Source organism: Marinoscillum sp. HNIBRBA16962, assembly GCF_057801515.1.
In genome coordinates, this window is the sequence record NZ_CM173603.1 from 3,744,881 (window position 1) to 3,766,751 (window position 21,871).

19 protein-coding genes are annotated in these 21,871 nt (G+C 42.8%); 12 read left to right on the forward strand and 7 right to left on the reverse strand.

Annotated elements, in window-relative coordinates:
- The first annotated feature begins 77 nt into the window (after positions 1 to 77).
- Entirely contained in the window at positions 78 to 1,046 is a 969-nt protein-coding gene (trpS, locus tag AC3E9V_RS15490) for a tryptophan--tRNA ligase (RefSeq protein WP_488749041.1), read from the forward strand.
- Here the strand turns inward: trpS and AC3E9V_RS15495 are convergent.
- Complete coding sequence (locus AC3E9V_RS15495) at positions 1,035 to 1,469, reverse strand: hypothetical protein (protein WP_488749042.1); 435 nt, start codon at positions 1,467 to 1,469, stop codon at positions 1,035 to 1,037. The two genes, trpS and AC3E9V_RS15495, sit on opposite strands and share 12 nt — an antisense overlap.
- 141 nt (positions 1,470 to 1,610) lie before the next feature.
- On the opposite strand from AC3E9V_RS15495, the gene AC3E9V_RS15500 reads away from it, so the two are divergent.
- From AC3E9V_RS15500 to pgi, 3 genes are all read left to right on the forward strand, one after another.
- Positions 1,611 to 3,335, forward strand: coding sequence for a phospho-sugar mutase (locus AC3E9V_RS15500; RefSeq protein ID WP_488749043.1), 1,725 nt, complete (start codon positions 1,611 to 1,613; stop codon positions 3,333 to 3,335).
- 115 nt (positions 3,336 to 3,450) lie between these two features.
- The gene (locus AC3E9V_RS15505; RefSeq protein WP_488749044.1) at positions 3,451 to 4,464 is read left to right on the forward strand and encodes a calcium/sodium antiporter; all 1,014 of its coding nucleotides are present in this window, start codon (positions 3,451 to 3,453) and stop codon (positions 4,462 to 4,464) included.
- Between the two features lie 205 nt (positions 4,465 to 4,669).
- Entirely contained in the window at positions 4,670 to 6,322 is a 1,653-nt protein-coding gene (pgi, locus tag AC3E9V_RS15510) for a glucose-6-phosphate isomerase (RefSeq protein ID WP_488749045.1), read from the forward strand.
- Here the strand turns inward: pgi and AC3E9V_RS15515 are convergent.
- A complete protein-coding gene (locus tag AC3E9V_RS15515; RefSeq protein WP_488749046.1) occupies positions 6,311 to 7,048 on the reverse strand; it encodes a TrmH family RNA methyltransferase in 738 nt (245 codons plus the stop codon). The genes pgi and AC3E9V_RS15515 overlap by 12 nt on opposite strands.
- A gap of 3 nt (positions 7,049 to 7,051) precedes the next feature.
- Here AC3E9V_RS15515 and tamL point away from each other — a divergent pair, with 3 nt between their 5' ends.
- The 3 genes from tamL to AC3E9V_RS15530 are packed head-to-tail and all read left to right on the forward strand — an operon-like array spanning position 7,052 to position 10,973.
- Entirely contained in the window at positions 7,052 to 9,514 is a 2,463-nt protein-coding gene (gene tamL / locus AC3E9V_RS15520; protein ID WP_488749047.1) for a translocation and assembly module lipoprotein TamL, read from the forward strand.
- A gap of 6 nt (positions 9,515 to 9,520) precedes the next feature.
- Positions 9,521 to 10,426 (forward strand): oxygen-dependent coproporphyrinogen oxidase, encoded by a 906-nt coding sequence (gene hemF / locus AC3E9V_RS15525; protein ID WP_488749048.1) that lies wholly within the window; start codon positions 9,521 to 9,523, stop codon positions 10,424 to 10,426.
- A complete protein-coding gene (locus AC3E9V_RS15530) occupies positions 10,419 to 10,973 on the forward strand; it encodes a phosphatase PAP2 family protein (protein ID WP_488749049.1) in 555 nt (184 codons plus the stop codon). The genes hemF and AC3E9V_RS15530 overlap by 8 nt, the downstream gene beginning before the upstream one ends.
- On the opposite strand, the gene AC3E9V_RS15535 is transcribed toward AC3E9V_RS15530, so the two are convergent.
- The gene (locus AC3E9V_RS15535) at positions 10,970 to 11,671 is read right to left on the reverse strand and encodes a LytR/AlgR family response regulator transcription factor (RefSeq protein WP_488749050.1); all 702 of its coding nucleotides are present in this window, start codon (positions 11,669 to 11,671) and stop codon (positions 10,970 to 10,972) included. The genes AC3E9V_RS15530 and AC3E9V_RS15535 overlap by 4 nt on opposite strands.
- A 7-nt stretch (positions 11,672 to 11,678) precedes the next feature.
- Positions 11,679 to 12,260, reverse strand: coding sequence for a riboflavin synthase (locus tag AC3E9V_RS15540; RefSeq protein ID WP_488749051.1), 582 nt, complete (start codon positions 12,258 to 12,260; stop codon positions 11,679 to 11,681).
- Between the two features lie 153 nt (positions 12,261 to 12,413).
- Between AC3E9V_RS15540 and AC3E9V_RS15545 the strand changes: the two genes are divergently transcribed.
- The 3 genes from AC3E9V_RS15545 (at position 12,414) to AC3E9V_RS15555 (ending at position 14,191) form a co-directional block, all read left to right on the forward strand.
- Positions 12,414 to 13,070: a protein-L-isoaspartate(D-aspartate) O-methyltransferase gene (locus AC3E9V_RS15545; RefSeq protein WP_488749052.1), complete on the forward strand. Its 657-nt coding sequence runs from the start codon at positions 12,414 to 12,416 to the stop codon at positions 13,068 to 13,070.
- Between the two features lie 99 nt (positions 13,071 to 13,169).
- Entirely contained in the window at positions 13,170 to 13,691 is a 522-nt protein-coding gene (locus tag AC3E9V_RS15550; RefSeq protein ID WP_488749053.1) for an acyl-CoA thioesterase, read from the forward strand.
- Positions 13,688 to 14,191, forward strand: coding sequence for a hypothetical protein (locus AC3E9V_RS15555; RefSeq protein WP_488749054.1), 504 nt, complete (start codon positions 13,688 to 13,690; stop codon positions 14,189 to 14,191). The genes AC3E9V_RS15550 and AC3E9V_RS15555 overlap by 4 nt, the downstream gene beginning before the upstream one ends.
- Before the next feature lie 4 nt (positions 14,192 to 14,195).
- Here AC3E9V_RS15555 and AC3E9V_RS15560 read toward each other — a convergent pair whose 3' ends face one another.
- Genes AC3E9V_RS15560 through alaS form a run of 3 tightly spaced genes read right to left on the reverse strand, consistent with a single transcriptional unit; the run spans position 14,196 to position 19,420 of the window.
- The gene (locus AC3E9V_RS15560) at positions 14,196 to 15,305 is read right to left on the reverse strand and encodes a redoxin domain-containing protein (protein ID WP_488749055.1); all 1,110 of its coding nucleotides are present in this window, start codon (positions 15,303 to 15,305) and stop codon (positions 14,196 to 14,198) included.
- Between the two features lie 12 nt (positions 15,306 to 15,317).
- Positions 15,318 to 16,781 (reverse strand): Asp-tRNA(Asn)/Glu-tRNA(Gln) amidotransferase subunit GatB, encoded by a 1,464-nt coding sequence (gene gatB / locus AC3E9V_RS15565; RefSeq protein WP_488749056.1) that lies wholly within the window; start codon positions 16,779 to 16,781, stop codon positions 15,318 to 15,320.
- The gene (alaS, locus tag AC3E9V_RS15570) at positions 16,778 to 19,420 is read right to left on the reverse strand and encodes an alanine--tRNA ligase (RefSeq protein ID WP_488749057.1); all 2,643 of its coding nucleotides are present in this window, start codon (positions 19,418 to 19,420) and stop codon (positions 16,778 to 16,780) included. The genes gatB and alaS overlap by 4 nt, the downstream gene beginning before the upstream one ends.
- Positions 19,421 to 19,548: 128 nt before the next feature.
- Here alaS and AC3E9V_RS15575 point away from each other — a divergent pair, with 128 nt between their 5' ends.
- Both AC3E9V_RS15575 and AC3E9V_RS15580 read left to right on the forward strand, forming a co-directional pair.
- A complete protein-coding gene (locus AC3E9V_RS15575) occupies positions 19,549 to 20,535 on the forward strand; it encodes a M23 family metallopeptidase (RefSeq protein ID WP_488749058.1) in 987 nt (328 codons plus the stop codon).
- Between the two features lie 136 nt (positions 20,536 to 20,671).
- Positions 20,672 to 21,871, forward strand: coding sequence for a CapA family protein (locus AC3E9V_RS15580; RefSeq protein ID WP_488749059.1), 1,200 nt, complete (start codon positions 20,672 to 20,674; stop codon positions 21,869 to 21,871).

Here is a 21,871-nt window from a genome sequence, read left to right on the forward strand (position 1 = left end):
TTCCATTGTTCAATAAGGCATCTCGAAAAGAACGGAAATACAAGATCAAATTATTTAGGTTTGCAAAAAAAATCAGAATGGCCAGGATTTTAACAGGTATACAAAGTTCAGGAAAACCACATCTGGGTAATCTGCTGGGAGCGATCCTTCCGGCAATAGAACTATCCAGGGATGAGAAAAACGAATCTTTCTTTTTCATAGCAGACCTACATTCCCTCACCACTATCAAAGACGCAGAAATGCGTAAAGAAAATGTCTATGCAGTAGCGGCTGCATGGCTGGCCTGTGGGTTTGATACTGAGAAAAACCTCTTTTACCGACAATCAAAAGTTCCTGCAGTATGTGAGTTGGCCTGGTATCTGAACTGCCATACACCCTTTCCCATGCTGGCAAACGCTCATTCATTTAAAGACAAGTCAGATCGTCTGGCAGATGTAAATGCAGGATTGTTTACGTACCCCGTACTAATGGCTGCCGATATCCTGCTATATGACGCTAATATTGTGCCGGTTGGGAAAGACCAAAAGCAACATCTGGAAATGACCAGGGATATAGCCTCCGGCTTTAACCATCAATATGGTGAAACGTTCATACTGCCTGACGCTCGGATTGATGAAAATCTGATGACCATTCCGGGAACGGACGGGCAAAAGATGAGCAAATCTTACGGAAACACCATAGATATCTTTCAGACCGATAAAAAGCTCAGAAAAAATATAATGGCCATTGTCACCGACAGTACTCCTCTGGAAGAACCAAAGGATCCTGACACCTGCAATGTGTTTGCCATTTATAAGATACTGGCCAATGATCAGCAGGTAGCAGAAATGCGAAAAAATTACGAAAGTGGTAACTATGGATACGGTCACGCCAAACAAGCCCTCTTTGAGCTGGTCGCAGAACAGTACAAGGAGCCGAGAGAGAAGTTTGCCTACCTGATGAATAACTTACCTGAGCTTGAGGCTAAACTCCAGGAAGGAGAGCGTAAAGCCGCCGCTGTTGCTGCTGATGTTCTTGACAGAGTTCGTAAGAAACTAGGCTTCTAGCGGCTGACGCAAACTCCACACTACCTCACGGAAATTTTCCTTTTCCCCCTGCAGGATAAGGCGCGTAGGGTTTGGAACCAGCACCAGTCTGGCTTTTATACCCGGGAAGTCGTCCGCATCCACCTCGATACCGGCATTTTTATCCACATCAAACTGAATATACGAGCCGGATTTATTGATATGGTAATCCTGCGCAATGTATGAGGAAGGCTTCAAAACCTCGTCATCCGGACAGTACTCATCATACACATTGAACAAAACCTCCTCTATGTAATTGCCATAATCTTGTTGGAAAGATTCTTCGAGTTGACGAATATTATTTTCTAATAATTTCCCTTCTTCACTACCCCGATCAATTTGTGATAATTTGCTTTTCTTTTCAGCAATTTCGGCGAATGCTTGATTAAGATTTTCTATATTCATACCGCATTTTGGTTCAGTCAATCACAGATACGTAACCAATTTGCAAAAGTTGAAATTTTTAAAATAAAAACAAGATAAAATTGTAATAAAATTATTCCGGGTGTTTCAAATACCTGGAAATTATGAAATTATCAATAAAACATGGAAGTAGAAGTAAAAGCGAAGAAATGGCTGGAAAGCCAAAAAGTAGATCAGGAAACAAAAGAAATCATCAAGGGTCTTTTAGAGTCTTCAGACAAATCTGAATTAACTGAAGCTTTTTACCGTGATCTTGAATTCGGTACCGGTGGGCTGCGTGGTATCATGGGCGTTGGTTCCAACAGGATGAATAAATACACGGTGGGAATGGCCACTCAGGGTTTGGCCAATTACCTCAAAAAGACGTTTACCGGTCAGCAGATAAAGGTAGCTATAGCTTATGATAACCGAAACAACAGCCGCTTCTTTGCTGAAACAACTGCCGCAATTTTTTCTGCTAATGATATTAAGGTCTATTTGTTTGAGGATCTCAGACCAACCCCTGAGCTGTCATTTGCCATTCGCAGACTCAACTGCCAGAGTGGTGTAGTGCTTACCGCTTCTCATAATCCAAAAGAATACAACGGCTACAAAGCATACTGGAATGACGGTGCACAGCTAGTGCCGCCGCATGACAAGAATGTGATTAAAGAAGTAGCAAATATCACTTCGATTGATGAGGTGAAATTTGATAAAAATGACAGCCTCATTGAAATGATAGGTAAGCAAATTGATGATGAATACCTGGATGAGATCAAGTCTCTCACCTTATCCCCTGATTCCATTGCCAAAGAGAAAGACCTGAAAATTGTTTTCAGTTCTATTCACGGTACCGGGATCACATTAGTGCCACCCGTGCTGAAAAAATTTGGATTTGAAAATGTAACTGTAGTTGAAGAACAGGCTAATACGGACGGGAACTTTCCAACTGTCGTTTACCCAAACCCTGAAGAAGCTGAGGCTCTCAGCCTGGCGCTGAAAAAGGCAGAAGAAATCGATGCTGACCTGGTGATGGCTACAGATCCGGATTCTGACCGGGTAGGAATAGCTGTAAAAAATGATAAGGGACAATTTCAACTTCTGAATGGGAATCAGACCGGCTCTCTCTTACTGTACTATTTGCTTACCAAATGGAAGGAGAACGGTAAACTGGATGGAAATCAATACATTGTAAAAACGATCGTTACGACTGATCTCATCCAGGAAATAGCCAAAAAGTACAAGGTCAAATACTACAACACGCTTACTGGATTTAAATACATTGCTGAGGTAATACGCGAGCTTGAAGGCAAGGAGAAGTTTATCGGAGGTGGCGAAGAGAGCTACGGCTATCTGATCGGTGATGCCGTACGCGATAAAGATGCCATCGCATCTTGTGCCATGATTGCTGAAATGACTGCATGGGCTAAAGCAAATGGCGAGGACCTGTACACCCTCATGCAAAAAATCCATAAAGAGTTTGGCCTGTACCACGAATCCCTGAAGTCAATAACGAAAAAGGGTAAATCAGGATCTGAGGAAATTAACCAAATGATGGTGGATTTTCGGCAGGACCCGCCTAAAAAACTAGCCAATTCTTCCGTAAATGTTGTCATTGACTATAAAAGCGGAGAGTCAAAAGACCTGAAATCCGGAAAAACCGAGAAGATCAACTTTCCGTCATCCAACGTACTGCAATTTATTACCGAAGACAGCACAAAGGTGTCTGTAAGACCCTCTGGCACAGAGCCAAAGATTAAATTTTACTTTTCGGTGAATACGCAATTAGATGACATCAACGCTTACGACACAACAGTAGATAAGCTAAAAGGCAAGGTAAATGACATCATAAAAGACCTTGGTTTATAAGTTTTTAGCTTAGATTGCTTAAATCTTTAGATCTAATTATCTTGCAGGGAATTTTTAAAAAAAGTCTAAAAATATTTATACTTATATTTCTAAAACGCAAATAACCTAGACCGCCTTGATCGTATTAATAAATTTAATGCTGGTAGCCGTAGGGTTCGTACTCCTTATTAAAGGAGCGGATTTTCTGGTGAATGGTGCCTCTTCGCTCGCCAAGCGTTTTAACGTTTCGGATATCGCCATAGGACTTACAGTGGTTGCGATGGGGACATCAGCTCCTGAGTTGGTAGTCAATATTATCTCGGGCACAGTAATTTCTGAAGAAGGAACCAATGATATTGTTTTTGGTAATATCATAGGATCAAACATCTTTAATATTTTTCTGATCCTGGGAATATCCTCGGTTATTTATCCGCTTACTGTTCAGCGAAATGCCCTTTGGAAAGAGATCCCCTATTCACTCCTCGCAACATTCATTTTTTTCATCCTGGTAAATGATGTGATATTTTTCGAGGCAGACAAGAATTCCCTCAGCATTGTTGATTCGATTATTCTTCTGGGGATGTTTACACTTTTTCTGGTGTACATTTTCATGAATCTCAGCAGAAATCCCGATGACTCTGAACTGGTAGAAGACATTGAGATCTATGGCAGTTTAAAGACTACGGTAATGATCGTCCTGGGCATTGCAGGGCTGGTTTTCGGTGGAAAAATGATCGTAGACAATGCCGTATCAATAGCTGAAGCTTTTAATGTAAGTGAAAAACTCATAGGGCTTACCATCCTTGCAGCAGGTACGTCCTTACCGGAGCTGGCCACTTCTGCTGTAGCTGCCTTTCAGAAGAAGTCTGACCTGGCTGTTGGTAACATTGTGGGTTCAAATATTTTCAACTTACTATTGGTTATAGGAGCTACAGGACTTGTGCATCCTCCTTTGGGCTATCCCGTGGCTCTTAACCTCGACATGTATTTTGTCATGGGAGGCACTTTCCTTCTGTTCGTATTCATGTTTACCTTCAACAAGTACAAGCTGGACCGTTCTGAAGGGATCATATACCTGATAGGTTTCTTTGCATACATGTATGTGCTCTTTGAAAGGGAAGGTTTTGGATTCAACTTGTTTTTCCAATAGCAGAGCAACTTCCGGTCTTCTAAATTTTGAGTGGTAGTTTTATTGCTAATCTGGTGGTTTATAATAAAGTTTGTCCTCGACTTTTAACTAGTGCCTAATGGCACAAATAATCAATAGAAACAACGAACTGGCAATTAACTATTTGCGACACATTTTAAATGTAGTTTAATTCTGCAACTTAACACTAGACCATCATCATTTCATAATGCTACCTATAATAGATCCAACACAAACTTCCGCCTGGGAAAAACTTTCTGGCCACTTCGATAAGATTAAATCGGTAAAAATGAAGTCCCTCTTTGAAGAGGACCTAAACCGTTTTGAAACTTTTCACAGAAAATTTGAAGATATCTTACTGGACTTTTCCAAGAACAGGATAACTAAAGAAACCTTTCAGCTGCTGATAGACCTGGCCGAAGAAACAAAACTTCAGGAAGCAAAAGAAGCGATGTTTTCCGGTGATGCAATTAACCTTACGGAAGGCAGGTCAGTGCTTCATGTAGCTCTGAGAAACAGGTCTAACCGGCCGATAAAGGTAAACGGAGGAGATGTCATGCCGATGGTCAATAAGGTTTTAGACCGAATGAAATCATTTACCACCAGGCTTCATTCCGGCGAATTGAAAGGGTATACGGGAAAACCCATCACCGATGTAGTAAATATTGGAATAGGTGGCTCTGATCTGGGGCCATTTATGGTCACTGAAGCGTTAAAGCCTTTCAAAGTGAAAGGAATCACTCCTCATTTTGTATCAAATGTGGACAGTACGCATATTGTCAATGTGCTGAATAGTGTAAACCCGGAAACCACCCTCTTTATCATTTCATCCAAAACCTTTACTACACAGGAAACCATGACCAATGCCCTATCAGCCAAATCCTGGTTTATGGAAGCGGCAAAGGATGAAGGTTATGTAAAAGATCATTTCATTGCTATTTCCACCAACAAAGAAGCGGTTACAGCATTTGGGATAGACCCTGAAAATATGTTTGAGTTTTGGGACTGGGTTGGCGGAAGATATTCGCTTTGGTCAGCCATAGGGATGTCCATAGCCTGCACTATTGGTTTTGACAGGTTTGAAGAGCTACTTGAAGGAGCCGAAGCAATGGACAAGCATTTTCTGGAAGCTCCCCACGACCAAAACCTCCCTACGATCCTGGCTTTGCTGGGTATCTGGTACAACAACTTTTTCGGTGCGGAAACACATGCCATACTCCCATATGACCAATACATGCATGCCTTTGCTCCCTACCTTCAGCAGGGAGACATGGAAAGCAACGGAAAATATGTAGACCGTAGCGGAAAAAAAGTGACGTATCAGACAGGTCCGATCATCTGGGGAGAGCCTGGCACAAACGGGCAACACGCCTTTTACCAATTGATACACCAGGGCACCAAACTTATCCCCTGTGACTTTCTCGCACCTGCCAATAGCCAAAACTCACTGGGTGATCATCACCAAAAACTAATGGCTAACTTCTTTGCTCAAACAGAAGCTCTAATGCGGGGTAAATCTCACGAAGAAGTGATGGCCGAATTCAAAGCGAATAATGTACCTGATAAAGAAGCTGAAGAATTGGCGGCTTTTAAGGTTTTTAAAGGGAATCGCCCTACCAATTCCATCCTGTTCAAAGAGTTGAACCCACGTACTTTAGGATCACTAATTGCTATGTATGAGCATAAAATATTCGCTCAGGGCATCATTTGGAATATCTTCAGTTTTGACCAGTGGGGTGTGGAACTTGGCAAGCAATTAGCAAAAAAGATATTGCCCAAACTTGATGGAAAAGAGAAGGTCACGGACCATGACACCTCTACTTCCGGGCTTATCAACGCTTACAAAGCTTTAAGATCTTAAATGATGACAAATGATCCCTGTAGCAATCGCTACATTAAGGGACTCAGCTTGTCCATACTGTGGAATCGATATTCGGTCTCTCAGCAGGTTCCTGATGCCAGGTTGCAATCCGTGAGATTCGCTCCCCATCACAATGACCGATGGAGAATCCGGCATCCATTTATCAATAGAAACTCCGTCAAGGTCTGCTCCATAAGCAGGCAGGGAAAGGTGTGTGATCACATCTTCCAGTTCGTGATAAACGACCCTGACCCTTGTAAAGGAGCCCATCGTAGAGTTGATCACCTTTGGGTTATAAAGCTCAGCCGTCATAGGAGAGCAAACCAGCTGATTGTAACCAAACCAGTCAAGAGTCCGGATGATAGTCCCCAGATTACCAGGATCACTAACACCATCTAAGGCAAAGATGTGATCCTCCGTATTCAGGTCGCCAATTGCATAATGCTTTACTTCAGCCACTGCCAGACACTCCTGGTTCGTTTTAAATGTGCCTGCCTCCTCAAGTTCTTCAGAAGTAACTTCCAGAAGGATATCACTAACTCTTTTCAGGTATTTATCGTTTTCGTTGATGAACTGGGCGGTACACAACAAGTGTTTTATCTTAAAATCAGACTTTAAAAGTTCCAAAACGTTTTTCTTACCTTCCACCATGAATGACTTTTCCCGGGCACGGAACTTTTTTATCTTCAATGATTTGATGAATTTTAAAAGTCTTTTCGAGATCATAAGGTGAGCAGGGATTTGAACATACGTTTCGCAATTTTAGCCATAGGTTTTTTATTCACTTCATGTGTAGGCACAAAATACCTACGGCCTGGAGAAAAAATTCTGTACAAGCAGTCTGTTGAGTCGCAAACCAAGGTGCAAAAAGACAAGATAAAGGACCAGCTCATACAAAATGTAAACTCAAAATTCCTTGGCATGCATCCCCGGGTTTATCTATACCACCTGGGAAAAAACAACCTGGACACATCCAAGATCCTCAAAAAGAAACAAAAAGTCATCAAAAAATATGATCGGAAAATGACAAAAGCCAGATCATCCGGCAGAAAATCGCGACTCAACTCAAAAAAACTCCAGAAAGTAGAAAAGTATGATAAGAAGCTAAAAGAAGGAAACCTGGGAATGAAATGGGGAGAAAAACTATCCATCTACGATAGCACCAAACTCCCACAATCCGTCGAAAGCATTAAAGTGTACCTCTTTTCAAAGGGCTATTTCAATGCATCCGTAGATACAAAGGTCACGTCGAAAGACAAGACAGTTTCGGTAGATTATATCATAAACAAAAAAGAGCCCTATACCATTGACTCCACTATCTATGTGATCCGGGATAAGGAAATGGAGAAATTTTTCCTTCAGAATCTTGAAGAAAACCAATTCATAGGAGAGCAATATAATCAGGACCTGCTAACCCGGGAGCGTGACAGGGTTTACAACCTGATGACCAATAATGGTTACTATGATTTCAAAAGGCAATTTATTCTTTTCGAAATTGATTCTACGATCCTGGATGAAAGGCGTCTGGTAGTCAGAGAAACCATCGTCAATCCGATTGACCAAAAAAGGCATAAAAAATTTCGGGTCGACTCAATATCCTTCAGTGCAGAATCAGGGCTGAGAAGAGCTAAAGATGAAGAACCATTTGTATACAAAGATATCACTTATGATCTGAGGGGTAAAAGTAAATATTCGCCCAAGCTTCTGGATTACAGGATCTTTTTACATGAGGATAGTCTGTACAGCAAGCAGCTGACCCTGGAAACTCAAAAACAGCTCTCCTACCTTGACATCTTCAAGTTTGTGAATATTGCTTATGATAGCTCAGGAGGCAAGTTTGTGGCCAACATCTTTACCAGTCCATTAAAAAAATACCAGACATCTTCGGAATTAGGACTCAGTGTATTTGAGCAAAGTAATGGGTTTCCCGGCCCTTTCATTAATTTCAATGCCAAAAGCAGAAACATCTTTGGAGGCCTGGAGATCATCCAGTTTGATGGGAGTGCAAGTATACAGGGTATACAGGGTGTAAATAAAGAAGACAATTACTCCAGATTACAGTCCGGAGGTCAGCTGTCCGTTACATTCCCGCAATTTCTCTTCCCGCTAAGAAGTTCTATTCGCGAGTCCATAGGCCGGTTCAACCCCAGAACAAAATTCACCACAGGTGTCAATTTTGAAGATAGACGCAACGAATATGAACGAAATACTTTCAATGCAAGCATGTCATATATCTGGCAGGTTCGGGACGATCTGCAGTTTTCCTTAAAACCCTTTGATGCCAGCTACATTAAGTCCGTTAATACACCCAATTTCAAGCTTTACCTGGATTCTGTCCGCGAGGCAGGAGGACGCTCCCTGGTCAGCTCTTTTGAGTCATCTTTTGTTTCATTTTCAGCTTTTTCACTGGCTATTAATAAGAATAACTACGGCGTTGGGAATGATGATGCTTCGTACTTTCAGGCCTACCTGGAAACCGGAGGTAACCTCCAAAACATCTTTGGAGATAATCTCTTTGATACAGACAGTGCCCAACTAGCCTATTACCAGTACATCAAAACCAGGTTTGATTTCAGGAAAAACCACAAGCTAAATGAAAAGTCATCATTGGCCTACCGGGTTAATCTGGGAATCGCTTATGTATATGGAGCTAATAAAGCCATGCCCTACGAAAAATATTTCTACGGGGGCGGTAGCAATAGTATCCGGGCCTGGAAACCCAGACGTCTTGGTCCCGGATCATTTGCCGAATTTCTAGGGCCTGACGATAATGGATATGTAGAGGGCAAAGAAATGGTAGATTATAACCGTGAACAGCCTGGTGATATTTTACTGGAGACTTCCATAGAATACCGGCAAGAACTCCTGGGCTTTGTAGATTATGCTTTTTTTCTGGATGCGGGTAACGTATGGTTGTGGGAGAGTAATACTGTAGATGAGAGTGAGGACCCTGAAGGAGATGACGGTGTGTTTCGCTTCCGGTCATTCCCAAGACAGATTGCAGTAGGGAGCGGATTTGGCCTGCGATTTGACTTTTCGTTCCTGGTTCTGCGTTTTGATGTGGCCTACAAAATGGTAGACCCTGCACAACCACTGGGAGAACGATTCATTCTTCCGGATTATAAGCTCTCAGACCTGATAGATTTTGGAAACAAAGCAGTTATAAATATTGGGATAGGATATCCCTTTTAACATGATATGAGTAGAAAAGAAACCATTGCAAACTGGCATAAAGCCCTTCAGGACCACATTTGTAGCTCTCTGGAATCACTTGATGGTGAAGGTTCATTCCTGGAAGACAAATGGGACCGTCCTGAAGGAGGTGGAGGCCGGTCAAGGGTTATTAACAATGGAAGAGTGATCGAAAAGGGTGGCGTAAACTTTTCCGCTGTTCACGGTGATACACCACAAAAAATCCTGGCTGCTCTGAAGCTCGAGAAAGCAGAATTTTATGCTACAGGTGTTTCCATTGTTTTACATCCTGTAAACCCATGGGTACCTATCATTCACATGAACATCCGCTACTTCGAGATGAGCAACGGGACTTATTGGTTTGGTGGTGGAATTGACCTGACGCCTCACTACGTATCTCCTGAGGATGGAGGTTATCTACATCACGCTTTGAAGTCAGTTTGTGATAAAACAGATCCCGGCTATTATCCGCGGTTTAAAAAATGGGCAGACGATTACTTCTATATCAAACACCGGAAAGAAACCCGGGGAGTTGGCGGTATATTTTTTGATCGTCTAAATGAGAAAACTGAAAACAAATCCTTTGATGAGCTCTGGAATTTCTCCAGGCAAGTAGGTGAAGCCTTCATTCCCATTTACACGCACTTTGTGAAGAAGTATCAAAACCAGGAGTGGGACCACCACCAAAAAGACTGGCAATATCTGCGACGTGGCAGGTATGCTGAGTTTAACCTGGTCTGGGATAAAGGAACAAAGTTTGGGTTGGATACTAATGGAAGAACTGAATCTATCCTGATGAGCCTTCCTCCCCAGGCCGCCTGGGAGTACAATCACCATCCGGAACCGGGCAGCAAAGAAGAGGAGACATTAAAATGGCTTAAAAAGGATATTGACTGGCTTAGCTATGCTTGAAACGGTAAAAGCCCTGGATGAGTCTTTATTCTTTTTCCTTCATCCCTTAGGACATCCGTACCTGGATGATTTTATGTGGTGGATGTCCAACAAGTTTATCTGGTTTCCCATGTACGCCCTCCTTATACTCAGACTGTACAAAAAAAATGGCAAGCTGTTTTACTGGCCTTTACTTGCTTTAGTGATCACAATCATTATCACAGATCAGGCTACCTCAGGCATTATGAAGCCACTCTTCGAACGTTTAAGGCCGTGTCATGATCCCGAAATCTCATCATTGATAAACCTGGCAGGAAAATGTGGCGGTAAATACAGCTTTGCCTCCGGTCATGCTGCAAATACTTTTGGGCTGGCTTCCTTTTTTGTCTTTTATGAGCATAAAAGCAGGCTTTCCATTTTTCTGCTGGTCTGGGCGTCTATCGTCAGCTACAGCAGAGTATACCTGGGAGTCCACTTTCCAGGCGATATACTTACAGGAGGTATTATTGGTCTACTGACCGGCTTTTTACTGGTCCGTTTACTCAGGAAGCTCAGGCCTGAGCTTTAAAGGTGATTGATCTTGTTCAGGAACTGCTCTTTGTAAGAAGCTCCTACCGGTATCATTTTATCGGTAATCGAAATATTAAAGTCCTCGATATGGTTGATTTTATTGCGGTTTACAATGTAGGACCTGTGCACCCGGCTGAAAATACTGATCGGCAGCTTCTTTTCGATACCCTTCATCGTATGGTGTACGATATACTTTCCTTTCGTTGTATTAAAAATGACATAATCAGCAAGAGCCTCCACAAAAAACAGATCCTGATACGGGATTCGTACAAGTCTGGAATCTGACTTCACAAAAATGTGATTCTCCTTTTCAGCATAGAGCAGCTCTTTCTCACGCTGCTCTTTTGCTTTTACGGCAGATTTAAGGAACCTGGGATACTCTATGGGCTTCACCAGATAATCCAGCACATTGCCCTCAAAAGCCTCAATAGCATAATCCTTTTTAGAGGTTATAAAAATAATAGGGTAAGTATTATTTAAAGAGGTGGCTAACTCCATCCCACTCATTTCAGGCATCTCAATATCCAAAAAGATCAGGTCTACATCACTATTCTTTTCATCACTTAGAATGTTTGACGCTTCAATAGAGTTATCGATGACATAGGACAGGTTTAAAAAGTCAGTCTGCTCGACAAACTTTGAGATCAAAAGACGCGACATCTCATCATCATCAACAATCATTGCATTCAGAACCATTCGCTGATTATTTAGTAATTAATTTTTTTAAATATTTACCGATAATATCAAATTCTACATTAACAATACTGCTTTTTTCTAAATTTCCGAAATTTGTATGCTCAAAAGTATAGGGAATGATCGCTACACTAAAGCGATTTTCGAAAATATCAAAGCAAGTAAGGCTTACTCCGTTCAGGCAGACACTTCCCTTTTCCACCATTACTTCGTCAGTGTTCTTCAACTCAAAGGTAAACAACCAGCTGCCATCCTGATCGCTGATGTTTACGACCTCAGCGGTAGTATCCACATGCCCCTGAACAATATGTCCGTCAAACCGGCCATTTAGCTGCATACATCGCTCCAGGTTGACCTTATCTCCGGTATCTAATCCACCCAGATTACTTTTAAGGAGTGTTTCTTTCACAGCTGTAACCCTATGCCACCCTTCACCCACCTCTGTGGTAGTAAGGCAAACACCATTATGACTTATACTTTGGTCGATTTTTAATTCAGAGCTAATGTCAGACTCTATGGTTAAAACCACATTGGTCCCCTCCTGCCTCTTATCTTTTAGAATCCCCATTGACTCTACTATTCCTGTAAACATGTATATTGAAGTCTGCTGATATATTTGTACACTTAATTCTACCACACTTTAGTATTGTAGATGAAAATTAAGGAGTAATTATGAAAACGATGTGATTCCTTTGCAAAAAGGATATAAATATATTGTTCGAAAAAAACCAAACTAAACTGCGCTGTGAGCAAACCTGAAGATAACTATCGTCACAAAGGGATGAGGAAACAACTCATCAAAGAGGTAGAATCAAAAGGAATCAGGGATCCCCGAGTACTGGCGGCCATGAGCCACCTCCCCAGACACTATTTCTTTGACCCAATCTTTGTGGAGCATGCCTATGAAGACAAGGCTTTTCCCATCGGTGAAGGGCAAACTATCTCCCAGCCGTATACCGTGGCTTTTCAGACCGAACTCCTGGAAGTAAAAAAAGGTGACAAAATCCTCGAAATAGGGACCGGGTCAGGGTACCAGGCAGCCATACTTATGCTTTTGGGAGCTGAAGTTCATACCATCGAATACATCGGGAAGCTTTACAAAAAAACAAAACGTTTTCTTCCCAAAATCGGCTTTAGCCCGTTTTTCTATCATGGAGATGGCTCGAAAGGACTACCTGAGCAAGCCCCTTTTGACGGGATAATAGTAACAGCCGGCGCCCCCGCTGTTCCCCAGGAACTGATAAAACAACTAAAGGTAGGTGGCAGACTGGTCATACCCGTGGGAGGAGGCAAGACCCAGGTTATGTACAAGTTTGTAAAAACCGACGAAAACAAAATAACCAAAAAAACATTTAAACATTTCAGCTTCGTACCTTTGCGCCGCGATGACGGATGGAACTAATGCCTGATGGCATAAACTATTCATAAGACACAATAAGCTGTAAATCAAATACTTATAAATCATTTTTGTATACCGAATTTTTGCAATTCATTGCTGAATATGGCTAAAAACTCAAAATACTGCAGAGACTCCCAGGTGACTATGACCGAGATGGTCCTGCCTAACGACACAAATACTTTGAACAACCTGATGGGCGGCCGCCTGATGCATTGGATGGATATTGTGTCCGCTATAGCCGCTCAGAGACATAGCAATCGTATTGTAGTAACTGCTTCCGTAGATAATATTTCCTTTTCCAAAGCCATCCAGCTGGGAAATGTAGTCACTCTTAGGGCGTTTGTCACCAGGGCGTTCAATTCCTCCATGGAGGTATACATTGAAGTCATCGCTGAGGATGTTCCATCCGGCAAGAAGATAGAAACCAACAGCGCTTTTTTTACATTTGTAGCTGTGGACCAACTCGGGAGACCTATCGATGTGCCTGAAGTAATGCCTGAAACAGAGCTGGAAAAAGAACTTCACGCTGGGGCATTGAGAAGGAGACAGCTCAGATTGGTGCTGGGTAAAAGGATGAAACCTGAAGATGCCACCGAACTTAAATCTATATTTAAGATAGAATGATTGAAGATCAGTATTTAGCTTATTTCATTACAGAAGAAATCTACCAGGTAAAGGAGCAGAAAAGCTCCTATAATGAGCCTGAAGAAACAACTACGAGAGTTGAAGAACCTGTAGTGGAACAACCGGTGGCAGCTCCACCACAAAAAGAAGAAATAACCAATACTACCGCGCAAGTTCATGATCTCGCCATCTGGACCCCTCCCCTTACCAACCAGGACAGGGAATTATTGACTAAAATTCTTAAGGCAATCAACAAAGAGTTTACGAATGCTTACCTGATGGAAGGGATAAATGCTTATGAGCCTCAGTTTAAAACGTTGCTTTGCTTTGGCTACCAGAAAGAGCTGGAACTAAAAGCAGGAAAATCAGCACAACTGTATCAGCCCCTTACTGTAGACGGCAGAACGTTCCTTACTTCCGTTTCACCTGCTGAGCTACAGGAGGACAAAAAACAAAAAGCGCTTCTCTGGGAAGCGCTTCAGAAAATGTTTCTTAAGTAGGGTCCTACCCAAATATTTCCTTAAGCTTAGCTTCCAGAGAACCTCCCCTCAAGCCCTTGGCAATGATTTTTCCTTCCGGATCAATAAGGTAGGTTGCAGGAATGGCATTTATCTGGTAATCAGCCGCAGCTTCTGAATTGAAATATTTAAGATCAGAAACGTGCTTCCACGGAAGTCCGTCCTGTTTAATGGCGCCAACCCATGCCTCTTTGTTTCTGTCCAGTGAGACACCCAATATCTCGAAGTTCTCATCAGAGTACTCTTTGTAAACCCGTACTACGTTGGGATTTTCAGCTCTGCAGGGCTTACACCATGCTGCCCAAAAATCAATCAATACATAGTTACCTCTCAAAGAGCTTAACGTAATGATATCTCCGTCCGGAGTTGGCAGAGAGATTTCCGGCGCCTCGGACCCTATGGCCAGTTTCTTGGCTCCATTGACCTGGTCGTTGAGCTGCTTCGTCAGTATGTGGTTTGGCAGTTCTTCATTAAACCGGGTAGCCACACTATCAAAAAAGGAAAAATTCTCCTCAACGCTGAGCGATTGGAGGCCATAAATTGCTGCCAGGGACGGAGTGACCCGCCAGATGTATTTTTTTATATTTTGCTGGCTTTCTCTCACAAGAGCGTAGTAATTTTCAGTAAGATCAGAAAGACGTTCCTGGTTGTCATTCATCCTAGCTTGTATAGCCTGCTGATTGAGCTCCTGTACATCCATCTGATGGTCTTTCATCAGGCCTTCCAGGTCTTTCAGATACTTTGTATGACGTGATCCCTCAATTACGATTTCTCCCGATGGATTGTTCCCATCCAGTTCTATAGTTACTTCTTCCTCTTTACCATCCAGGATCAGATTGGTCTTTTGCCGGTTAAAAAAGTTGAGTTGGTAAAAAGTAGGTCCGTCCGGGTGCACATAAGTTTCAAAGGTTCCGTTTTCTTTTACTTTGATCGTATCAAATGGCTTTACCCCATCATCTTCCAGCCGGAAAAAAACGACTTCTTCTCCATTAACCTTATTTTGTACTTTTCCCGAGATCTTAACACCTTCCTGCTGTGAGCAGCTGGTTGCTATCAGGGTGAAAACTGCAAAGCAGCTAATAATTACCTTTTTCATTTCTTTTGACATCTATTTAGTATCTAACAAATCTCTTAAAAGCTTATTCGCTATTTTGGGATCTACTTTACCTTTGGTCTTCTTCATGACCTCTCCCATAAACATCCCAATAAGTCCCTTCTTACCATTTCGGTATTGCTTTACCTTCGCCTGATTTTCGGCGAGGACCTCTTCTATTATGGGCTGGATACTTTCCGAATCAGACTCCTGCAAAATATTCAGTTTGGTAGCCAACTCCAAAGCTGTAGCATCGGGAGACTGGAGCATCGCAGGAAAAAGCTGCTGGCTGGCTGCTGTGAAGTTGATTTTGCTTTCATCAATTAACTTAATGATCGCGCTTAATTGCCCTGGAGTGATCGGCAGCTCTTCAGCTGAAGCATTATTGTCATTCATGAAGGATTTCACAGGGCCCATCATCCAGTTAGCAGCTGCTTTATAATTATCAGTTTCAGCACAGAGTGACTGGAAAAAATAAGCCAGATCCTTCTGGTCAGATAACAGGCCGGCATCATAATCATTTAACCCATACTCCTTTTTAAATTTCTCCTTAAGCTGAGCCGGCAAAGGCGGCATGGCAGCTTTAATCTCTTCAAGCCACTCCTCTGTAATATGCAGTGGACTGAGATCGGGTTCCGGAAAATACCGATAATCATTTAGTTCCTCTTTTGTGCGCATACCAGAGGTTCTTCCTGTATTTACATCAAACGTCCGGGTTTCAGAAAGGATCGGTTCACCGTCCTCCAGTTTATCTATCTGGCGCTCCACTTCATGGTTAATAGCTTTGACGACACTTTTTATGGAGTTCATATTCTTTACCTCCACCTTTTTACCAAGCTCTTTATCGGTCACCCGCATCACAGACACATTGGCGTCACATCTCAGTGAACCTTCTTCCATATTCCCATCACATATCCCCAGAAACCTGACGATCTTTCGAATATCCGCCAGAAATGCACCCGCCTCTTCCGCACTGTTAATGACTGGTTCGGTGACTATTTCAATGAGAGGAACTCCAGCTCTGTTCAGATCAATAAAGCTGTCGCTTTCACCCTCTTCATGAATTGACTTTCCTGCATCTTCTTCCAGGTGAATACGGTTAAGCTTTACTTTGGAAATGGTTCCGTCCTCCAGGTGGACGGGAACATACCCACCAACGCAAATGGGTGTTTTATCCTGAGTGATCTGATAACCCTTTGGCAGATCCGGGTAAAAATAGTTTTTGCGGTCAAAGAACTGAACCCTGCTAATCTCGCAATTGCAGGCTAGCCCCATACGGATGGCATACTCAACCGCCTTTTTATTCAGCTTGGGCATTACACCCGGATGCCCCAGTGAAATGGCACTCACATTGGTATTTGGCGCACTTCCGAAGGCATTGGCATCTGAAGAAAATATCTTACTCTCCGTCTGTAACTGGGCATGTACTTCAAGCCCCACTACCACTCGATACTGTGTCTGGATCTCTTCTGAAATCATTTGATCTCTACATTCAGTTTGTCTGAAACAATTTGTTTTCCTACTTCCAGTGCTTTGGTAAGGCCAGCAATATTTTTACCTCCAGCTGTTGCATAAAAAGGCTGACCTCCGCCACCTCCCTGAATTTCTTTGGCCATTGTCCGAACCATTTCACCCGCATTGAATCCATACTGGCTGACTAATGAGTCATCCATAATGACGCTCAGCATGGGTTTTTCGTTCAGATTAGCTCCCAAAATCACAAGGACCCCGGAAAGTTCATTTTTGAGTTCAAATGATAGTTGTTTGAGTACATTGGCATCAGGCACATTTACAGTCTGGGTGATGAGCTTGATACCATTTATTTCTGTCGCTGTACCGACCAGCTCTTTCTTAAGGGCACCGCCCTGTTGCTGATTCAGTTCATCTATTTTCTTTTGTAATTGATCCTTTTCCCTGATGAGCGCCTGTATCGCTTTTTTGGTGTCTTTCGGATTTTTGAGCAGCTCCCTCACCTCTTTAAGCAGCTCCATTTGCTCATCAAGATAGGTTTCAGCTTTTTCAGCAGTAATTGCCTCGATGCGTCTGACACCCGCAGCTACCGAACTTTCACTTACGATCTTTAATAAGCCAATCTTTCCTGTTGTGGGAACATGTGTGCCTCCACACAGCTCCACAGAAAAGTCCTTATCAAATGTGACCACTCGCACAAAATCACCATATTTCTCTCCGAAAAGCGCCATAGCTCCCATTGCCTTTGCTTCATCAATCGGTACGTTTCGCTTTTCGTTTAGCTGTATGTTTTCACGAATTTTCTGATTGACGATCCGCTCAATTCTGCTTAGCTCCTCGTCAGTTACTTTAGCAAAATGCGAAAAATCAAAGCGTAATACCTGGTCATTGACCAGAGATCCTTTTTGCTGCACGTGGTCCCCAAGGACTTCCCGAAGGGCTGCATGCAGCAGGTGAGTTGCAGAATGATTATTTTCCGTCAACTTTCGTTTTTGCTCATGCACCCTGGCGGTAAAAGTTGCAGTCAGATCCCTGGGTAGTGTGTCTGTGAAATGGACAATCAGGTCATTTTCTTTTTTAGTGTCAAATACCTTCACCGTTTCCTGGTCATTTTGAAGCACACCAGTATCACCTACCTGTCCACCACTTTCTGCATAAAAGGGGGTTTGATCCAGAACGACCTGATAAAAAGATTTTCCTTTTTGCTCTACCTTTCTGTAGCGGGTAATTTTCGCCATCGCTTCCAACTGCTCATACCCCAAAAATACCGAGGCCTCTGCCTCAGGGATCACCTCTTCCCAGTCACCGGTGGACTGCTGTGCCGCACTTTTTGAGCGTTCTTTTTGCTTTTTCATTTCCGTCTGGAAGGCAGCATCATCCACAGACAACCCGTTTTCCCTTGCTATCAGAGAAGTGAGGTCCAGGGGAAAACCATAAGTATCATACAGCTCGAAGGCCGTTTTCCCGTCAATAACCTTTCCGGACAGGTCCTCCTTAATGGTTTCAAAGCGTTTGAGTCCCTTATCTAATGTTCTTAGAAAAGAGACTTCTTCTTCTCTGATCACTTTAGCCACAAAATCCCTTTGAGAGTCCAGCTCCGGGAAAGTTTCCTTAAACTGATCAGCCAGCAGGGGAACCAGGCCTGTAAGAAAGGGTTCTTTAAAATTTAAAAATGTATAGCCGTATCGAACAGCCCGTCGTAGGATCCTGCGAATCACATAACCGGCCCTGGCGTTGCCTGGTAGCTGACCATCTGCTATGGTAAAAGAAATGGCCCGAATATGATCTGAGATTACCCGGATAGCAATGTCTATCTTATCGTTATTTCCGTAGGAAACCCCGGCACGTTTAGCGATTGACTGGATCATTGGCTGAAAAACATCCGTGTCATAGTTGGACTGCTTACCCTGGATCGCCATAACCAGACGCTCAAATCCCATTCCTGTATCCACATGCTTCGCCGGTAAGCTCTTTAAAGAACCATCAGCCAGTCTGTTAAACTGCATAAACACAAGGTTCCAGATTTCCACCACCAACGGATGATCTTTATTTACCAGTTTACTTCCTGACAATTTCTCAACTTCTGATTGAGGTCTGAGATCAATGTGAATCTCGGAACAAGGCCCACACGGTCCGCTATCCCCCATCTCCCAGAAATTATCCTTTTTATTACCATTGAGAATACGATCCTGTGGAATCAAACCTGCCCAATAGGATCTTGCCTCGTCATCAGCTTCCAGTCCGTCATTTTCATCTCCTTCGAATACGGTAGCATACATGCGGTCCTCTGGCAATCCATACACATCGGTCAGTAGTTCCCATGCCCATTCGATGGCCTCCTTTTTGAAATAATCACCAAAGGACCAGTTGCCTAACATTTCGAACATTGTATGGTGATAGGTGTCCAGACCTACTTCCTCCAGATCATTGTGCTTACCCGACACTCTCAGGCACTTTTGAGTATCGGCAACACGATTTACTTCGGGGTCCTTATTTCCCAGAAAATAATCCTTAAACTGGTTCATTCCCGCATTGGTAAACATCAACGTGGGATCGTTCTGCACCACTATGGGAGCAGAAGGAACTATTTTGTGAGATTTTGATTTAAAAAAGTCTAGAAATTTCTTTCGGATATCTTTAGAATCCATCTAACTACCTGAATATTAACCTGTTACCACTATATGTTTGGTTTTTTTGGTATAAAAACCGTAATTTGCTGCTTAGAATATTTCCAACAGCGCAACAAAACTAGTTGAAAATAGAATAAAATTGATCTATGGCCAGGATTAAGTACTATTATGACACAGAGTCATGTAGATACGAGCGAATAAGGGTTTCCACCTGGGATATTATATGGAATGCACTAGGTTTTTTAACCTTGGCTCTGATACTATCAACAGGAATCGTTTTTGTCTACATCAAATATTTTGAATCTCCGGAGGAAGCCCTTCTAAGGAAGGAAAACGAAGAGCTCAAAATGTACTATGAGCTTCTTGGTAAGGAAGTAGCAGACGCAAATGAGATGCTTCAGGCGCTCCAGGATCGAGATGATAACATCTACAGAGTAATTTTTGGTGTAGAGCCTATCCCGGAAGAAATACGTTCAGCAGGATTTGGGGGCGCTAACCGATACAAGACCTTGATGGAGGAAGGTCTGGAAAGTGAGAAGCTTGTTCTGGAAAATTATCAACGGATCAATCAGCTGAAAAAGCAAATGTATATCCAAACCAAATCTTACGATGAGATTATAGCCATGGCCAGGGATAAAGAGAAGTTTTTAGCTTCACTACCCGCCATACAGCCAGTATCTAAAGAGAACCTAAAGCGGCTCTCCAGTGGATTTGGTTATCGTTTGGACCCAATCCTTAAAGTAACCAGACCTCACAATGGCGTGGACTTTTCATTACCTATCGGGTCTCCTGTATATGCTACTGGCGATGGAGAAGTGAGCCTGGTCCGCCACAATAAGATAAGCGGATATGGAAACCAGATAGAAGTAAACCATGGGTTTGGGTATAAAACCAAATACGCCCACTTAAGTGAAATACTCGTTAGACCCGGGCAAAAAGTAAAAAGAGGAGAGCTTATTGCCTACTCAGGCAACACGGGAAAATCCACAGCACCTCACCTGCATTATGAGGTGAAAATTGACAACGTACCAAACAACCCGGTTCACTACTTCTACAAAGACCTCAACGAAGAGGAATATGAAGAGGTATTGAGACTGGCTTCTATAGAAAACCAGGCAATGGGTTCTTATTAAGAAGCCCGGGAAGAGTTAATTTGAAAGCGATCCAGGCGCACTGTCCGGATCGCTTTTTTTATGTCTAAAACTTGTGGAAAAGTCGTCTACCTGTAGCCGATCAATCCTGCTATTTTTGTGAGCTCATTAAAACTCAATGATGACTCGTAGCTGGCTTTTCGTAAGTATCATTTTCATCCTTATGGTTAGTTGTAAGGTAACTCAGACTCCACCCCAACGAACCAGTCAAAAGACAGATACTACCCAGCTCCCTCCTGATACACTGCTACCCAAAAAAGAATACTGGGTCACTCAAAAAGGCGACACACTGGACTCTTTAGGGATGGAGGTAGCTATACCTGTTTTCAGGTTATTGCCTGACACTGTCACCATAGCAGCTGTCGGTGATATCATGATGGGCACGAAATTTCCCAACCCCAGCTACCTGCCAGCAGGCGATGGTTCTTACCTCTGGGATGAGGCCAGGACTTACCTTCAATCTGCAGACATAACCTTCGGCAACCTTGAAGGAACCATACTGGACGGTGAGGGTGACCCTAAACAATGTCAAAACCCAAAGGCCTGCTACCTGTTTAAAATGCCATCTTACCTGGCATCCAACCTGGTGGATAATGGATTTGATTTACTCAGTCTGGCAAACAACCATGCCAACGATTTTGGATCCTCAGGGAGAAGGTATACCCAGTCCGTGCTTGACTCGTTGAAAATCGGGTATGCCGGGTCAGTCGAGGCTCCATACATAACCAGGAAGATCGGACATTTAAAAATTGGTTTTGTGGCCTTTGCCCCTAACAGGGGAACACTTACTTTTTATGATGAAGATAGGGCCCAGGAGATTGTTCAAAAACTGGATTCGATTTCAGACATGGTGTTTGTATCCATTCATGGAGGTGCGGAAGGCGCTAAAAACATGCATGTAACCCGGAAAACGGAATTTTATTATGGCGAAAACAGAGGGAATATTTATGATTTCGCTCATAAGATGGTAGATGCCGGAGCTGATTTCATTCTGGGTCACGGACCCCATGTAGTCAGGGCACTGGAGGTATACAATGACCGGTTGATTGCTTATTCACTGGGCAATTTTTGCACATACGGTCGGTTCAACCTGAGAGGGCCAAGCGGGGAAGCCCCGCTTCTCACTTTAAAAACGGATGCAAATGGAAAATTCCTGGAGGGAAAAATTATTCCTTTCCTGCAATCATATTCCTATGGCCCCGTTTATGATGAAAAAAACACCGTAATTCAATCAATTAAAAAATTATCTGAAGAAGATTTCCCTGAAAATCAAATTATCATTGATGATGCGGGGAGAATTTTCTATATTCAAAACTGA

Excerpts from the sequence above, each read along its gene's own strand:
- hemF (WP_488749048.1), top strand. The coding sequence starts at position 9,521 with ATGAGTAGAAAAGAAACCATTGCAAACTGGCATAAAGCCCTTCAGGAC.
- pgi (WP_488749045.1), top strand. The coding sequence starts at position 4,670 with ATGCTACCTATAATAGATCCAACACAAACTTCCGCCTGGGAAAAACTT.
- alaS (WP_488749057.1), bottom strand. The coding sequence starts at position 19,420 with ATGGATTCTAAAGATATCCGAAAGAAATTTCTAGACTTTTTTAAATCA.
- AC3E9V_RS15535 (WP_488749050.1), bottom strand. The coding sequence starts at position 11,671 with ATGGTTCTGAATGCAATGATTGTTGATGATGATGAGATGTCGCGTCTT.
- AC3E9V_RS15580 (WP_488749059.1), top strand. The coding sequence starts at position 20,672 with ATGATGACTCGTAGCTGGCTTTTCGTAAGTATCATTTTCATCCTTATG.
- AC3E9V_RS15555 (WP_488749054.1), top strand. The coding sequence starts at position 13,688 with ATGATTGAAGATCAGTATTTAGCTTATTTCATTACAGAAGAAATCTAC.
- AC3E9V_RS15550 (WP_488749053.1), top strand. The coding sequence starts at position 13,170 with ATGGCTAAAAACTCAAAATACTGCAGAGACTCCCAGGTGACTATGACC.
- AC3E9V_RS15530 (WP_488749049.1), top strand. The coding sequence starts at position 10,419 with ATGCTTGAAACGGTAAAAGCCCTGGATGAGTCTTTATTCTTTTTCCTT.
- AC3E9V_RS15540 (WP_488749051.1), bottom strand. The coding sequence starts at position 12,260 with ATGTTTACAGGAATAGTAGAGTCAATGGGGATTCTAAAAGATAAGAGG.
- gatB (WP_488749056.1), bottom strand. The coding sequence starts at position 16,781 with ATGATTTCAGAAGAGATCCAGACACAGTATCGAGTGGTAGTGGGGCTT.
- trpS (WP_488749041.1), top strand. The coding sequence starts at position 78 with ATGGCCAGGATTTTAACAGGTATACAAAGTTCAGGAAAACCACATCTG.
- AC3E9V_RS15500 (WP_488749043.1), top strand. The coding sequence starts at position 1,611 with ATGGAAGTAGAAGTAAAAGCGAAGAAATGGCTGGAAAGCCAAAAAGTA.
- AC3E9V_RS15560 (WP_488749055.1), bottom strand. The coding sequence starts at position 15,305 with ATGAAAAAGGTAATTATTAGCTGCTTTGCAGTTTTCACCCTGATAGCA.
- AC3E9V_RS15515 (WP_488749046.1), bottom strand. The coding sequence starts at position 7,048 with ATGATCTCGAAAAGACTTTTAAAATTCATCAAATCATTGAAGATAAAA.
- AC3E9V_RS15575 (WP_488749058.1), top strand. The coding sequence starts at position 19,549 with ATGGCCAGGATTAAGTACTATTATGACACAGAGTCATGTAGATACGAG.
- AC3E9V_RS15495 (WP_488749042.1), bottom strand. The coding sequence starts at position 1,469 with ATGAATATAGAAAATCTTAATCAAGCATTCGCCGAAATTGCTGAAAAG.